The organism is Stenotrophomonas sp. NY11291, from assembly GCF_023277365.1.
In the GTDB taxonomy this organism is placed as follows: Bacteria; Pseudomonadota; Gammaproteobacteria; order Xanthomonadales; family Xanthomonadaceae; genus Stenotrophomonas; species Stenotrophomonas geniculata.
On sequence record NZ_CP096975.1, the window covers coordinates 2,179,741 to 2,194,313 of the forward strand.

At 66.6% G+C, this 14,573-nt stretch carries 9 protein-coding genes; 8 read left to right on the forward strand and 1 reads right to left on the reverse strand.

Going from position 1 to position 14,573, the window contains the following annotated elements; genetic code table 11:
* The first annotated feature begins 15 nt into the window (after positions 1-15).
* Positions 16-1,773 (forward strand): single-stranded-DNA-specific exonuclease RecJ, encoded by a 1,758-nt coding sequence (recJ, locus tag M1L61_RS10265; protein WP_248854697.1) that lies wholly within the window; start codon positions 16-18, stop codon positions 1,771-1,773.
* Positions 1,774-1,918: 145 nt separating this feature from the next.
* Positions 1,919-4,828, forward strand: a complete 2,910-nt coding sequence (locus tag M1L61_RS10270; RefSeq protein ID WP_248854698.1) for a VIT domain-containing protein — start codon at positions 1,919-1,921, stop codon at positions 4,826-4,828.
* A 102-nt stretch (positions 4,829-4,930) separates the two neighbouring features.
* Here M1L61_RS10270 and M1L61_RS10275 read toward each other — a convergent pair whose 3' ends face one another.
* Positions 4,931-6,130: an acyltransferase family protein gene (locus M1L61_RS10275; protein ID WP_248854699.1), complete on the reverse strand. Its 1,200-nt coding sequence runs from the start codon at positions 6,128-6,130 to the stop codon at positions 4,931-4,933.
* 175 nt (positions 6,131-6,305) lie between these two features.
* Here M1L61_RS10275 and M1L61_RS10280 point away from each other — a divergent pair, with 175 nt between their 5' ends.
* The 6 genes from M1L61_RS10280 to M1L61_RS10305 all read left to right on the forward strand — a co-directional run bounded on the left by M1L61_RS10280 (position 6,306) and on the right by M1L61_RS10305 (position 14,470).
* Positions 6,306-7,166, forward strand: coding sequence for a LytTR family DNA-binding domain-containing protein (locus M1L61_RS10280; RefSeq protein WP_197577244.1), 861 nt, complete (start codon positions 6,306-6,308; stop codon positions 7,164-7,166).
* A 70-nt stretch (positions 7,167-7,236) separates the two neighbouring features.
* Positions 7,237-8,362, forward strand: a protein-coding gene (prfB, locus tag M1L61_RS10285) for a peptide chain release factor 2 (RefSeq protein ID WP_097048047.1) whose coding sequence is annotated in 2 segments (ribosomal slippage) — positions 7,237-7,311 and positions 7,313-8,362 — 1,125 coding nt in all. Because the reading frame shifts where the segments join, the coding sequence is not laid out codon by codon here.
* A gap of 156 nt (positions 8,363-8,518) precedes the next feature.
* Positions 8,519-9,301 (forward strand): helix-turn-helix transcriptional regulator, encoded by a 783-nt coding sequence (locus M1L61_RS10290; protein WP_019661470.1) that lies wholly within the window; start codon positions 8,519-8,521, stop codon positions 9,299-9,301.
* Positions 9,302-9,479: 178 nt separating this feature from the next.
* A protein-coding gene (locus tag M1L61_RS10295; protein WP_099560046.1) for an IS3 family transposase occupies positions 9,480-10,831 on the forward strand; the annotation gives its coding sequence in 2 pieces (ribosomal slippage) (positions 9,480-9,927 and positions 9,927-10,831; 1,353 coding nt in all).
* Positions 10,832-11,380: 549 nt separating this feature from the next.
* Entirely contained in the window at positions 11,381-12,766 is a 1,386-nt protein-coding gene (locus tag M1L61_RS10300; RefSeq protein ID WP_248854700.1) for an NAD-dependent succinate-semialdehyde dehydrogenase, read from the forward strand.
* 63 nt (positions 12,767-12,829) lie between these two features.
* Positions 12,830-14,470 carry an acetolactate synthase large subunit gene (locus tag M1L61_RS10305; RefSeq protein WP_248854701.1) on the forward strand — a complete coding sequence of 547 codons (1,641 nt, stop codon included), beginning with the start codon at positions 12,830-12,832 and terminating at the stop codon, positions 14,468-14,470.
* Positions 14,471-14,573: the final 103 nt, after the last annotated feature.

Genomic DNA, 14,573 nt, shown 5'->3' on the forward strand with positions numbered 1-14,573 from the left:
CACCCGGCGATGCCGATGTCCCTTGCCGCCGATGCTGTGCAGCCGTCCTCTGATACGCCGATGATCCGCCGCCGTGATGCGGTCGCACCCGGCAGCTGGCCGGACGGCACGCTGCCCCTGCTGGCGCGTCTCTATGCCAGCCGGGGCGCGGGCACACCGGAGCTGGCGCAGCCGAAGCTGGGCAATCTGCACGCCCCCGAACTGCTGACCGGCATCGACGATGCGGTGGGCCTGCTGGTCGAGGCCATCGCCGACGACAAGCGCATCCTGGTGGTCGGCGATTTCGACTGCGATGGCGCCACCGCCTGTGCGGTCGGCGTGCGTGGCCTGCGCATGCTCGGCGCGCAGCATGTCTTCCATGCGGTGCCGAACCGCATGGTGCACGGCTATGGCCTGTCGCCGTCGCTGGTGGAAGAACTGGCCGAGTTGAAGCCGGACCTGCTGGTCACGGTCGACCACGGTATTGCCTGCCATGCCGGCGTGACTGCGGCCAAGGCACGTGGCTGGCAGGTACTGGTCACCGACCACCATCTGCCGGGCCCGCAGCTGCCGCCGGCCGACGTCATTGTCGATCCGAATCTGGACGGCGACGCCTTCCCCAGTAAATCGCTGGCCGGTGTCGGCGTGATCTTCTACGTGCTGATGGCGCTGCGCCGACAGATGCGCGAAGCCGGTGTCTTTGCCGATGGCAAGGGACCGGACCTGACCACGCTGCTGGACCTGGTGGCGGTCGGCACCGTCGCCGATCTGGTAGCGCTGGACCCGAACAACCGTGCATTGGTGAGCGCGGGCCTGCGTCGTCTGCGCGCAGGGCAGGGCTGTGTAGGCCTGCGTGCGCTGATCGAAGCCAGCGGCCGTTACGCCACGCGACTGACGGCCACCGATATTGGCTTCGCACTCGGCCCACGCCTGAACGCGGCGGGCCGGCTGGAAGACATGGCGCTGGGCATCGCGCTGCTGCTGACCGAAGACCCACGGCAGGCGCGCGAGATCGCGCAGACGCTGGAGCAGATCAATGCGGAACGGCGCGCCGTGCAGCAGTCGATGACTGACGACGCCGAGCAGGCGTTGACCCGCGTGGTGCTGGACATGGCTGGCCAGCGACCGGTGGCGGCCTGCCTCTTCGATGCAGACTGGCATCCGGGCGTAGTTGGCCTGGTCGCGTCGAAGATGAAGGATCGCTTGCATCGCCCGGTGATCGCCTTCGCACCGGCCGAGCCGGGCGCCGACACCCTGCGTGGCTCGGCGCGCTCGATCCCCGGCCTGCATATCCGTGACGCACTGGCATTGGTCGATGCGCGCCATCCGGGCTTGATCGAACGCTTCGGCGGCCACGCCATGGCGGCCGGCCTCAGCCTGCGCCTCGATCACGTCGATGACTTCAAGGCGGCCTTCGTCGCCGTGGTGCTGGAAATGCTCGACCCGGCCGCGCTCCAGCAGCAGGTACTCAGCGACGGCGAACTGGCGGCGGACGAACTCGACCATCGCCACGCCGACGCGCTGCGTCTTGCTGGACCGTGGGGCCAAGGCTTCCCCGAGCCGCTGTTCGACGGCCACTTCGAAGTGGCCAACTGGCGCGTGCTGAAGGAACGCCACCTCAAGCTGGAACTGCGCCTGCCAGGCGTACCCGGCACGATCAACGCGATCCACTTCGGCGGCTGGCACGGGAACGCGCCGGGCCGCCACGTGCATCTCGCCTACCGGCTCGCCTGCGATGACTATCGCGGTGGCAGCGCCATCCAGCTGATTGTGGAGCACAGCCTCCCCGCTTGAAGAAAAAGGGACGGAGGGGATCAAGTCGTTTTTGCCTTGTTTGCCATTGCGACTTGATCCCCTCCGTCCCCTTTTTTGGGACCCCGCCAACCCCGTTCCGGCAGCTCGTGCGTTCAACGGTCTACGATCCCACTGGAGTCCGGTCATGGTCTTCGCCCGATGCTGCACTGTGTTGTTGCTGGCCCTTGTGGCCTGCCCCGCTGGCGCGCAGTCGCCGCCGATCTCCCGGCCGCAGGCCGCCACGCCGCTGCTGATCGCGCCGGCCGCCGAACAACCGGTGCAGCTGCAGCGCGCACGCATCGAGGGCGAAGTCCAGGCGGGCATCGCCCAGACCCGGATCACCCTGGAATTCCATAACCCGAACCGGCGCGTGCTGGAAGGTGAGCTGCAGTTCCCGCTGGGCGACGGTCAGCAGATCAGCGGCTTCGCGCTGGATATCAACGGCGAGATGCGTGACGCGGTGCCGGTGCCCAAGGACCGCGGTCGTCAGGTATTCGAGGAGATTGCCCGCCGCGGCGTCGACCCGGGCCTGCTGGAACAGACCGCTGGCAACCAGTTCCGCCTGCGCATCTACCCGCTGCCGGCCGGCGGCAGTCGGCGCGTGCAGCTGGTGATGCGTGAGCCGTTGGCCTTCGACGGCCACGGCTGGCAATGGACGCTGCCGCTGCAGTTCGCCGCCGGTGCAGCCTCGGTTGAACTGAAGCTGCAGGCCCCGGGCGCGACGGCCGCGGGTACGGCGCCATTCCGTATCAGCGCGGGCCAGCTGCAGTGGCAGGGCAGGGGCGCGCAGTTGCCGAAGCAGCTGCAGTGGAGCCTGCCCGCAGCACGTCAGGCGCAGGTCCAGGTGGCGCCCTGGCAGGACGGGCACTACCTGTTGGCGCAGCTGCAGGTGTCGACCGGCAGCACGCCGCGCACGTTGCCCCGCGAGATCGGCCTGCTGTGGGATGGCTCCGGCTCGGGTGGGCAGCGTGACCGCACGCGCGAGTTCGCCCTGCTGGATCGGTACTTCGCCGCGATGGGTGACGGCACCGTGGCGTTGACCGTGCTGCGCGATCGCGCCGAACAGGTGCGTCGATTCCGTATCCGCGCCGGCAACTGGAGTGAACTGCGCGCAGCCCTGCAGGCCGTGCGCCCGGACGGTGCCAGCGCGCTGGCACAGTGGCAGCCGCAGCCGGGCGTGAAGGAATACCTGCTGGTCAGCGATGGCCTGCTGACCTATGGGCCGGAACAGCTACCGGCGATGGTGGCGGATCAACGCCTGTTTGCGATCAGCAGCGCCGGTGCGCGCACCGATGCCGTGCGACTGCGTGGTTGGAGCGAAGCGCATGGTGGCCGCTTTGTTGCACTGGGTGAGGATGTCGATGCAGCGGCGCGCGAGCTGCTGTCGTCGCCGTTGGATGTGCAGGTCGATGCGGGGCGCGGCGTGCAGGACGTGGTGATCGATCGTCGCAGTGAAGCCCAGGGCTGGCTGTGGCTGCACGCACGACTGGCCGCCGACGGTGTGCCGATGCGGGTGCGCGTGGGTGGCGGCGAATGGCAGGCGCTGCCGGCCACGCAGAAAAGCGATGACGGCGAACTGCTGGCCGGCCTGTGGGCGCAGGCGCGCCTGCAGCAACTGGCCGTCGACCGCCGCAGCAACCGTGAGGCCATGCAGCGCCTGTCCCAGCAGTTTGGCCTGGTGGGGCCGGATACCTCGCTGATCGTGCTGGAGACACTGGACGACTACCTGCGCTATGCGATCCGTCCGTCTGGCACGCTCCGCACCGAATACGATGCACGATTCGCCGTGCAGGTGGCGGATCGCGCCGCTGCGGATCGCGAGCGCCTGGATGAAGTGGCTGCACGCTGGAAGGAGCGCCAGCAGTGGTGGAACCGCAGCTGGCCGAAGGGAATGCCGCCGCAGCCGAAGGGTGGGGCACTGGAAGTGGCCTCCGCGGACTACGCGATGGAATCGGCGCCGGTGGCGATGCTCGCCGCGCCGGCCCCTGCGGCACCGCCTGCCCCGGCACCGATGGCCGCCGCCGAGCAGCGCATGGAAGCCAGCAGCGCGCGTGCACGTCGCTCAGCGCCTGCATCGAACAAGGCCCTGGATTCAATCACGGTCACGGGTGGCCGTGTCGCTGCGCCCGCTGCCGCCAACGAGGGCGAGCTCGGCATCCAGCTGGCGGCCTGGCAGCCGGACTCGACCATCGCCCGGCGCCTGCGCCAGGGCCCGGCGTCGCAACTGTATGACCGCTACCTGGCCGAGCGCGATGCCCATGCCGACAGCAGCGCATTCTTCCTCGACGTGGCCGACCTGCTGCTGGCGCAGGGTCAGCGCGACCTGGCACTGCGCGTGTTGTCGAACCTGGCCGAGATGGACCTGGACAACCGCCACCTGCTGCGCGTGCTCGGCTATCGGCTGATGCAGGCCGATGCCCCCGCGCTGGCGGTGCCGGTGTTCGAGCAGGTGCTGGCCATGGGCCAGGAAGAGCCGCAGAGCTTCCGCGACCTCGGCCTGGCACTGGCGGCGGCCGGCAAGCCGCAGCAGGCGCTGGCGCCGCTGTACCAGGTGGTGGTGCGGCCGTGGGACAGCCGCTTCGATGGCATCGCCCTGATCGCCTTGGATGAACTGACCAACCTGGTGGCCCGCAGCACGCCCCGGCTGGATACCACCAGCATCGACCCGCGCCTGCTGCAGGCGATGCCGCTGGACCTGCGGGTGGTGCTGTCGTGGGATGCCGACAACAGCGACATGGACCTGTGGGTGACCGACCCGAACGGCGAGCGCGCCTACTACGGCAACCGCCTGACCTACCAGGGCGGGCAGATGTCGCAGGACTTCACCGGCGGCTATGGTCCCGAGCAGTTCTCGCTACGCAACGCCAAGCCGGGCAAGTACAAGGTGGAGGCGAACTACTTCGGCAGCCGCCAGCAGCTGGTGACCGGGGCGACGACGCTGATGCTGCGCCTGACCACCCACTGGGGCACGTCGAAGCAGAAGGACCAGATGGTCACGATGCGGTTGAAGGACCGCGCCGAAACCGTGCTGGTGGGCGAGTTCGAGGTGCGTTGACCGCTCGCACGCCCGTATGGAGTCGAGCGCGCTCGACCACGTTGGTGTAGAGCCGAGCCCATGCTCGGCTCATGGCAGAGGCAGCCGAGCGTTGGCTCGGCTCTACAACTGCGCAGCGTGTGCAACCGGCGATGCTGGCGGATTGGCGCGCAGGCCGAACAGGGGCCGCAGCCAGCGGGAGCGTCGGATCAGCAGTTCGTGGATCAGCAGGCAGCCGCCGACGGTGCCGCCCAGCAGTAGCGACGGCTCCAGCCAAGGACCCAGTTGCAATGGCTTGAGCCAGAACAACAGCACGATGATCAGGCTCTGGTGCAGCATGTACCAGGGATAGATGGCCTCGGTGCAGTACGGCAGCCAGCCGAACGGGCGGTCGAGGAAGACCTTGCCCCAGCCGAGGATGGCCAGCAGCGCGGTCCAGACATACACCGACTGGCTGGTCCTGCCCTGCAGGTCCCAGAACGTTTCAGGCCATTGCCGCAGCGAGGAGTCAGCCGGCAGCACCTGGCCGAGGATGCGCAACCCCAGATACCAGCCGACCGCCGCCAGCGCCAGCCACAGCGTGGTGCGGCGCAGGGAGACCACGCGCTGCCAGAACACCGGCTCGCGACCGAGCAGGTAGCCGGCCAGGAACACTGTCGCGTACTTCGCGTGCTGGTACCAGTCGCCAAGCAGGGTATTGGTGGACGGATAGACCGGCTCCAGCCAGATCACCCAGGCCAGCAGCAGCGCAGACGGAATTCCGATCAGCAGTATCGGCGAGGCGGCGCAGAACGCGATCGCACGGCGCACCACGGCCGTTCCCAGCAATGGCATCAGCAGGGCCAGGGCCAGCGTGTAGTTCCACAGATAGGCCAGGTACCACAGGTGGTTCCAGGTGATGCCGTATTGCCAGCCGGCGAAACTGCCTTCCGGCCACGGCCGCACCTGCCAGTAGCGCAGCAGGAAATGCCCGAAGCCGGGCGCAACATGACCGTTGGCCACGCCCTCGCAGTAGGGCTGGATCGGCACGATCACGAACATGCCGAACAGCAGGGGCGGCAGCAGCCGCCACGTGCGCAGGCCGGCAAAGCGCAGCAGCCTGCTTTCCGGCCGCATCAGCGCGATGGCGATGCCTGAAATCAGGAACAGCAGCGACATCCGCCAGCGGTTGACGAACAGCATCGGCCACTGCAGCCATTCGGCGGTATGCACGCTCTTGAGGTGGAAGCCCCAGTCGTCCACATAGGCCATGGCGGTGTGGTAGAGGATCAGCAGGGCGAAGGCGAACACGCGCAGGGCGTCGATGTCGTGGCGTCGGGTCATGGTGGAGGTGTGCCGGAAGGTCGAGCCAACGTGACGCCGTCCGGCCTGTGCAGCCACTGCCAAGGGGCCGCCGGAACCCGCGCAGTGACCAATGGCGGGGGTGGCGGGACCAATGGAGCGGCTACCTTTGGTCTCTTGAGGCAGGCTGGAGCACCGCAACAACATGGATGCAGCAATGACCCAGGGCCGACCATCGCGCTGGCGTACTTCAACGCGCCTGCTGGTATGGGCGACCATCCTGTCGGCTTCAGCAGTGACCAATGCGCTGGTGGAAGTGATGGACGCCAGTCGCCGCGGCGCCGATCTCGGCCTGTGGGAACCGATGATCTGGGAGTTCAGCAGCCTCGCCCTGATCCTGCTGACCCTGCCGCTGCTGTGGTGGGGCTGTGAGCGCTGGCCGCTGCATGCCGATACCTGGAAGCGGCGGTTGCCACTGTATCTGCTGGCCAGCGTGGGCTGGTCGCTGCTGCACGTGGTGGGGATGATGGTGCTGCGGCACCTGGCCTATGCGTCGATGGGCTACCGCTACCAGGACGATGCAGGATGGCTGGAGCGTCTTGCCTACGAATACCTGAAGGATATCCGCACCTTCGCGATGTTCGTGGCACTGGAGCACTTCGCCAGCTGGTTCGGGCGGCGCAGGCAGGGTGAGGCGAGCCTGCTGGCCGAGCCTGACGTCGGCCCGCCGGTGGAACCGGTCGAGCGCCCGCAGCACTTCCTGGTGCGCAAGCTGGGCAAGGAGTTCCTGGTCGCCACCGCCGACGTGGAGTACGCCCAGGCGGCGGGGAACTACGTGAACCTGCGGGTACGCGGGCACGACTACCCGCTGCGGATCACCATGGCGGTGCTGGAGCAGCGGCTGGACCCGGGTGAGTTCCTGCGCCCGCACCGCAGCTGGCTGATCCATCGCGGCCAGCTGCGCTCGATCGAGCCGCTGGAGGGGGGCGAGGCCCTGCTGCACATGGCCGACGGGGCCAAGGTGCCCTGCAGCCGGCGCCAGCTGCCGCTGCTCCGGCAGGCGTTGGGGGCCGGATGAGGCCCTCATTCCGGGCATCCCCGGCCTGCGGTATCATTACCAGTCATCTTTTGAATGCATAACCGCCGACATGATCGAACTGAATCCTGTCCGCCAGCGCATCACCGATCTGACCGATCGCGTGCTGTCGCTTCGGGGGTATCTTTGACTACGACGCCAAGAAAGAGCGTCTTGAAGAAGTAACGCGGGAGCTGGAAAGCCCCGACGTCTGGAACAACGCCGAGTACGCCCAGAATCTGGGCCGCGAGCGCTCCAGCCTGGAAAAGACCGTGGGCGGCATCGCCTCGGTGCTCGACGGCCTGGCTGATGCCACCGAACTGCTTGAGCTGGCCGAGTCCGAGCAGGACGAGGACACCGCGCTGGCCGTGGTCGCCGACCTGGACAAGCACCAGTCGCACGTCGAGAAGCTGGAATTCCAGCGCATGTTCTCCGGCGAGATGGACAATGCGGCCGCATTCGTCGACATCCAGGCCGGTGCCGGTGGCACCGAAGCCCAGGACTGGGCCGAGATCCTGCTGCGCATGTACCTGCGCTGGTGTGAATCGCGCGGCTGGAAGACCGAGCTGATGGAAGTCTCCGGTGGCGACGTCGCCGGCATCAAGTCGGCCACCCTGCGCGTGGAAGGCGACTACGCCTATGGCTGGCTGAAGACCGAGACCGGCGTGCACCGCCTGGTGCGCAAGTCGCCGTTCGACTCGGACAACCGCCGCCACACCAGCTTCACCTCGGTGTTCGTGTCGCCGGAGATCGATGACAACATCGACATCACCATCAACCCGGCCGACCTGCGTACCGACGTGTACCGTTCGTCCGGTGCCGGTGGCCAGCACGTGAACAAGACCGAGTCGGCGGTGCGAATCACCCACATCCCGACCAACATCGTTGTGGCCTGTCAGACCGGCCGCAGCCAGCACCAGAACCGCGACAACGCGATGAAGATGCTGGCCGCCAAGCTGTACGAGCTGGAGATCCAGAAGCGCAACGCCGAGAAGGACGCGGTGGAAGCCACCAAGTCCGACATCGGCTGGGGCAGTCAGATCCGCAACTACGTGCTCGACCAGAGCCGCATCAAGGACCTGCGCACCGGCATCGAACGGTCGGACACGCAGAAGGTGCTGGACGGCGACCTGGACGAGTTCGTCGAGGCCAGCCTGAAGGCCGGCCTGGCCGTGGGCTCCAAGCGCGTCGATGCCTGATCGGCGCGCCTGCGCGGATATCGTCACCCTCGTGCGCAACGCCGAGGGTGGCTGATCACGCTTCCGATGTGGGGCCGAGCCCATGCTCGGCTGCTGTTGGCGCAGTAGCAGATGCGTCGAGCATGGCTCGACGCTACAACGGGTACGGCGGTAGCGATGATGCGCAGCGAAAGTGAACGCAAGGAACTCGGCGGCTTTCTCAAGGCCTGCCGCGCCCGTGTCGATCCTGCCACGCTCGGCCTGCCGGCCGGGCGCCGGCGTACCCCGGGCCTGAAGCGCGAGGAAGTCGCGCTGGCGATCGGGGTGAGCGTCAGCTGGTACACCTGGATCGAGCAGGGCCGTGAAGTGCGCGCCTCGCCCGAGGTGCTGGAGCGCCTGGCGCAGGTGCTGCGCATGAGCGACGACGAACGCGCCTACGCGTTCGCGCTGTCCGGCTACGGCGTGCCGCTGGAATCACCGGACGAGAGCGTGACCGACGGTTTGCGCCAGCTGGTGGAGGCGATGCAGCCGATCCCGGCCTATGTGCGCAACACCCGCTTCGACATCCTCGCCTGGAACCCGGCCATCGCCGATCTGTTCGTGGACTACAGCCAACTGGCGCCGCATGAGCGCAACACGCTGCGGCTGATGTTCCTGTACCCGCCCTACCGCACGCTGATCCTCAACTGGGAAGAAATGACCCGCGGCCTGCTGGCAGGCTTCCGTGCGGCGATGGCGCAGGCGCCGGACAAGGCGCCGTTCCTGGCGCTGGTGGAGGACATCGCGGCGCATAGCGAGGAGTTCCGCCAGTGGTGGCCGGAGCACGACGTGCGCCGGTTCGATGAGGGTGCGAAGAAGCTGAACCATCCCACGCGCGGGCTGCTGGACCTGCAGTACGTGGCGCTGGTGCCGGAGAGCCGGCACGATCTTTCCCTGGTGACTTACCTGCCGCGGAAGTAGGGGGTGTTCGGCAGGGCTTGCAGCCCTGCACCAGCAGAGGCCGAAGCGACAGCAACAGCAACAGCAACAGCGGGCATTCCGTGGGATGGCGGGGCGGTGTCGGAGTGCGGGGACGCCGTAAACCCGTCCCTGAAGTGACCCCCGGGAGTTGGACACCAGATCCAACCCCGAGGGATACATGAACAGATACGACGCGCGTTTCAAACTGCAGGTCGCCAAAGAGGCCTGCAAGACCTCCACATCGGTCAAAGCCGTTGCTCGTCGCCACAGCCTGGAGTTTTCCACGGTCAGGCGCTGGGTGGCGACCTATCGGCTGCACGGTTGGCGCGGGTTTCACCGCCAGGCCCGGTCCTATGACCTCGCGTTCAAGCTGGCTGTCCTGGAGAAGATGAGCCAGGACGGCATGTCCGGGCGCGAAGCCACCACCTACTTTCAGATTGGTGATGCCGGCGCAGTGGGGCAGTGGCGGCGCCTGTATGCTCAGGGCGGTGCCCAAGCGTTGGCACCGCCCCTGCCGCCGCCCCGAAAGCCGATGAAAAAGACCCGTTCGTCCAAGCCACCTGAGGATATGAGCCGCGATGAGCTGCTCAAGGAAGTCGCCTATCTGCGCGCGGAGACCGACTACCTAAAAAAACTCGATGCCTTGATCCGGGAAGAGCAGGCGGCGCGAGACGCAAAGCGCAAGCCATCCAAGGATTGAGGCAGGTTCATACGCTGTCGCTTCTGCTCGAAGCGGCAGAGCTGTCACGCAGTACGTTCTATTACCAGAACCATGTCCTGGCCCATCCGGATCAGGACGAGGCAGATCTGCGCGAGCGCATCCGTGCAATCTACGATCAAAGCCAAGGGCGCTATGGCTATCGCACGGTAACGCTGGAATTGGCCAATCAGGGCCATCGGACCAATCGCAAGCGGGTACAGCGCCTGATGGGGGAGATGGGCCTGAAATCGCGCGTGCGCGTGAAGCGCTATCGGGCCTTCAAGGGAGCGGCCAATATTGTGGTTGGCAATGACCTCAATCGTGAGTTCCAGGCCGAGCGGCCCAACCAGAAGTGGGTGACTGACGTGACCGAGTTCAAGGTGCAGGGCATGAAGCTGTACCTGTCGCCGATCATGGACCTCTACAACGGTGAAATCGTGGCTTATCAGATCAAGCGCCAGCCCGTGTTCGATCTGGTGGGTCAGATGCTGGAGGAGGCCATCAGCAAGCTTTCCCCGGATGAGCGCCCCATGATCCATTCTGACCAGGGCTGGCAGTACCAGCATGAAAACTACCGGCACATGCTGGAAAAGCACTCGTTGAAGCAAAGCATGTCCCGGCGTGGCAACTGCTTGGACAATGCGGCAATGGAGAGCTTTTTCGGGACGCTGAAGTCGGAGTTCTTCTATCTGAACAGCTTTGACAGCATCGAGAGTCTGGAGGCTGGGCTGGTGGAATACATCCAGTACTACAACGAAGAGCGCATCAAACTGAAACTGAAAGGCCTGAGCCCGGTAAAGTACCGGGAGCAGGCCCAATCGGCCGCTTGACCCCGTCCAAGTCTCGGGGGTCACTTCACCCTGGGGGCTTGGCAGCCGCATCCATGCGGCTGACACCCCGCACTCCGACACCGCCCCACCTTCGACAGGTTCACGTGGCTGTAGGTAGGTGTCGACCTTGGTCGACACATCTGTCAGATATCGAATGAAATTCCGGGGGTCAGAGCCGTTTTCCATAGGAAAACGGCTCTGACCCCAAAAGTATTTCCGACAGATCGCGGAAAACCGTCGAAGGCGGGGTGGGTCCGGTTGCGGGAGTGTCCGCGGCATGGATGCCGCGGCCAAGCCCCAAGGACGGGTTTACGGCGTCTCCCGCAACCGGACCCACCTCGCCATCCCACGGATAGCCCGCTGTTGCTGCTGCTTCGGCTGTTGCAGTTGCCTCTGCGGGTGCAGGGCGCAGCCCTGCAAGAGCCCCCATTCAGACAGGTAAGTGCATGTCACAGGATAAGCAGACGCCTTGTTGCCTCCGCCAATCGGGTCCACATTCCTGTGCAGGAGACGGGCCACCGCCCGTTGTCGAGACAACAGGAGCCCCGCATGTCCGCTGCCCCCAGCACTGCCATTTCGCGCGATCCGGCCACCGGTGAACAGATCGCCAGCCATCCCTTCGCCACCGACGCCGAACTGGAAACAATCCTCGATCGCGGTCAGGTCGGCTTCGCGGCCTGGAGCGCCAAGAGCCTCGAACAGCGCGCGGATGTACTGCGTGCGATGGCCGCGGTACTGCGCCGCGACCGTGAGAAGTTGGCTGCGCTGGCTACCGCCGAGATGGGCAAGGTGCAGGCCGAATCGCTGGCCGAGATCGAGAAGTGTGCCGTGCTGTGCGACTGGTACGCCGACCACGGTGCGCAGTTCCTGCGCGACGAGCCGACCCAGGTGCCCGACGACAAGGCTTACGTGTCCTACCTGCCGCTGGGCGTGGTGCTGGGCATCATGCCGTGGAATTTCCCGTACTGGCAGGTGATGCGCGCGGCGGTACCGATCCTGATGGGCGGCAACGGCTTCCTGCTGAAGCCGGCCGAGAACATCGTCGGCACCGCGCAGCTGCTCGATGCCGCCTGGCGCGATGCCGGGCTGCCGGAAGGCACCTTCATCGCCGCCAACATCAGCCGCGACGGCACCAGCCGGGCGATCGCCGATGACCGCATCGCGGCGGTGACCCTGACCGGCAGTGTGGCCGCCGGCCGCAGCATTGCTGCCCAGGCCGGGCAGGCGCTGAAGAAGGTGGTGCTGGAACTGGGCGGCTCGGACCCGTTCATCGTGCTGGCCGACGCCGATCTGGACGCTGCCGTCGATGCGGCGGTGGCCTCACGCTTCCAGAACACCGGGCAGGTCTGCATCGCCGGCAAGCGCATCATCGTTGAAGACGCGGTATACGACCGTTTCGTGGCGCAGTTCTGCCAGAAGGTGCAGGCGCTGACCATCGGCGATGGTCGTGAAGCGGGTAATCGCATTGGTCCGATGGCACGCCAGGACCTGCTGGAACAGCTGGATGCGCAGGTGCGCGCCTCGGTGGACGCGGGCGCGAAGCTGCTGGTCGGTGGCCATCAGCTGGATCGCCCGGGCGCGTTCTACGCACCCACCGTGCTGGCCGACGTGGAGCCGGGCATGCAGGCCTTCGATACCGAGACCTTCGGTCCGGTGGCCTCGATCAGCCGCGCTCGTGATGCCGACCATGCGGTGGAGCTGGCCAACCAGAGCGAGTTCGGTCTCAGCGGCAACATGTGGACCGGCGACCGTGCCCGTGCGATGCAGCTTGCGCGCCGGCTGCAGACCGGCGGCGTGTTCGTCAACGGATTCTCTGCTTCGGACCCGCGCGTGCCGATCGGGGGCGTGAAGAAGAGCGGCTTCGGCCGCGAGCTCTCCCACTTCGGCATCCGCGAGTTCGTCAACGCGCAGACGGTCTGGTTCGACAAGCGTTGACGCGCAGCTTCCATCCTTCCTGCAACGATCCATCATCAGTCCAGCGAAAAGGACGGCATTCCAATGTCCAAGGGTTCAGATCTGCTTGTCGCCGCGCTTGAGAACGAAGGCGTCGAGCGCATTTTCGGCATCCCCGGCGAAGAGAATCTCGACGTGGTCGAGTCGCTCCGCCATTCCAGCATCGAGCTGGTCATCACCCGCCACGAGCAGGCAGCGGTGTTCATGGCGGCCACCTATGGCCGCCTGACCGGCAAGCCCGGCGTGTGCCTGGCCACGCTCGGCCCGGGTGCGCTCAACTTCACCACCGGTGCGGCCTATGCGCTGCTCGGTGCGTGGCCGGTCATCATGATCACCGGCCAGAAGGGCATCGTCGCCAGCAAGCAGGCGCGCTTCCAGATCGTCGACATCGTCAGCACGATGAAGCCGCTGACCAAGCAGGCGCGGCAGATCGTCTCGGCGCGCACCATCCCGACGATCGTGCGCGAGGCATTCCGCACCGCGCTGGAAGAGCGCCCGGGCCCGGTGCTGCTGGAGCTGCCCGAAGACATCGCGGCCGATGAGGTCGGGGACGTGGCGCTGATTCCGCCGCACGCGGTGGATCGTCCCATTGCCAGTCCCGAAGCACTGGACCGCGCGGCGGACATCATCCGCAACGCCAAGCGACCGTTGCTGATGATCGCTTCAGCGGCGTCGCGGCCGCAGTCCAGCGAGGCGCTGTCGGCGTTCGTGCTGCGTGCTGGTATTCCGTTCTTCACCACGCAGATGGGCAAGGGTGCGGTGGCCGGTGGTTCGGGCCTGTACATGGGCACCGCGGCGCTGACCGAGCGCGACTACGTGCACATGGCCATCGACCAGGCCGATGTGATCGTGACCATCGGCCATGAGGTCACCGAGAAGCCGCCGTTCGTGATGCGCCCGGGTGGGCCGACCGTGATCCATATCGGCTACTCGCAGGCGGCGGTGGAGCAGGTGTATTTCCCGCAGGTGGAAGTGATCGGTGACATCGGTCGTTCACTGACCCAGCTGGCCGACCGTATCGAAGGCGCGGTGCCGCATGCTGACGCGCTGCTGCCGCTGCGCACGACGATTCTCGAGCACCTGGCTGACCGTGCCGAGGAGGCTGGATTCACGCCTCAGCGGCTGGTGCACGACGTGCGCCAGGTGATGCCGCCGGACGGCATCGTGGCGCTGGACAACGGCATGTACAAGATCTGGTTTGCGCGGAACTACCGCACCCAGGTGGCCAACACGCTGCTGCTGGACAACGCGCTGGCGACCATGGGCGCGGGCCTGCCGTCGGCGATCATGGCGTCGATCCTGTATCCGCAGCGGCGGGTGCTGGCGGTGTGCGGCGACGGCGGGTTCATGATGAACAGCCAGGAGCTGGAGACCGCGCGCCGGCTGGGCCTGAACCTGGTGGTGCTGATCCTCAACGACGGCGCCTACGGCATGATCCGCTGGAAGCAGGCGGTGGATGGCTTCACCGACTACGGCATGACCTTCAGCAATCCCGATTTCGTGAAGTACGCGGGGGCCTATGGCTGCAAGGGGCATGAGGTGACCGCCATCGAGCAGTTCATCCCGACGCTGGAGGCGGCGTTCAACGAGGGAGGCGTGCACCTGGTGTCGGTGCCGATCGATTACTCGGAGAACCAGCGGGTGCTGGTGGACGAGCTGCGGCAGGCCTTCCCGGGGAACGGCTGAGGTAGCGCCGGGCCACGCCCGGCGGATTCGTGCGCCGACCGACCGCCGGGCATGGCCCGGCGCTACCGGGCGCTGCCGGGGCCGGGGCGGGGCGGTTTTGGTA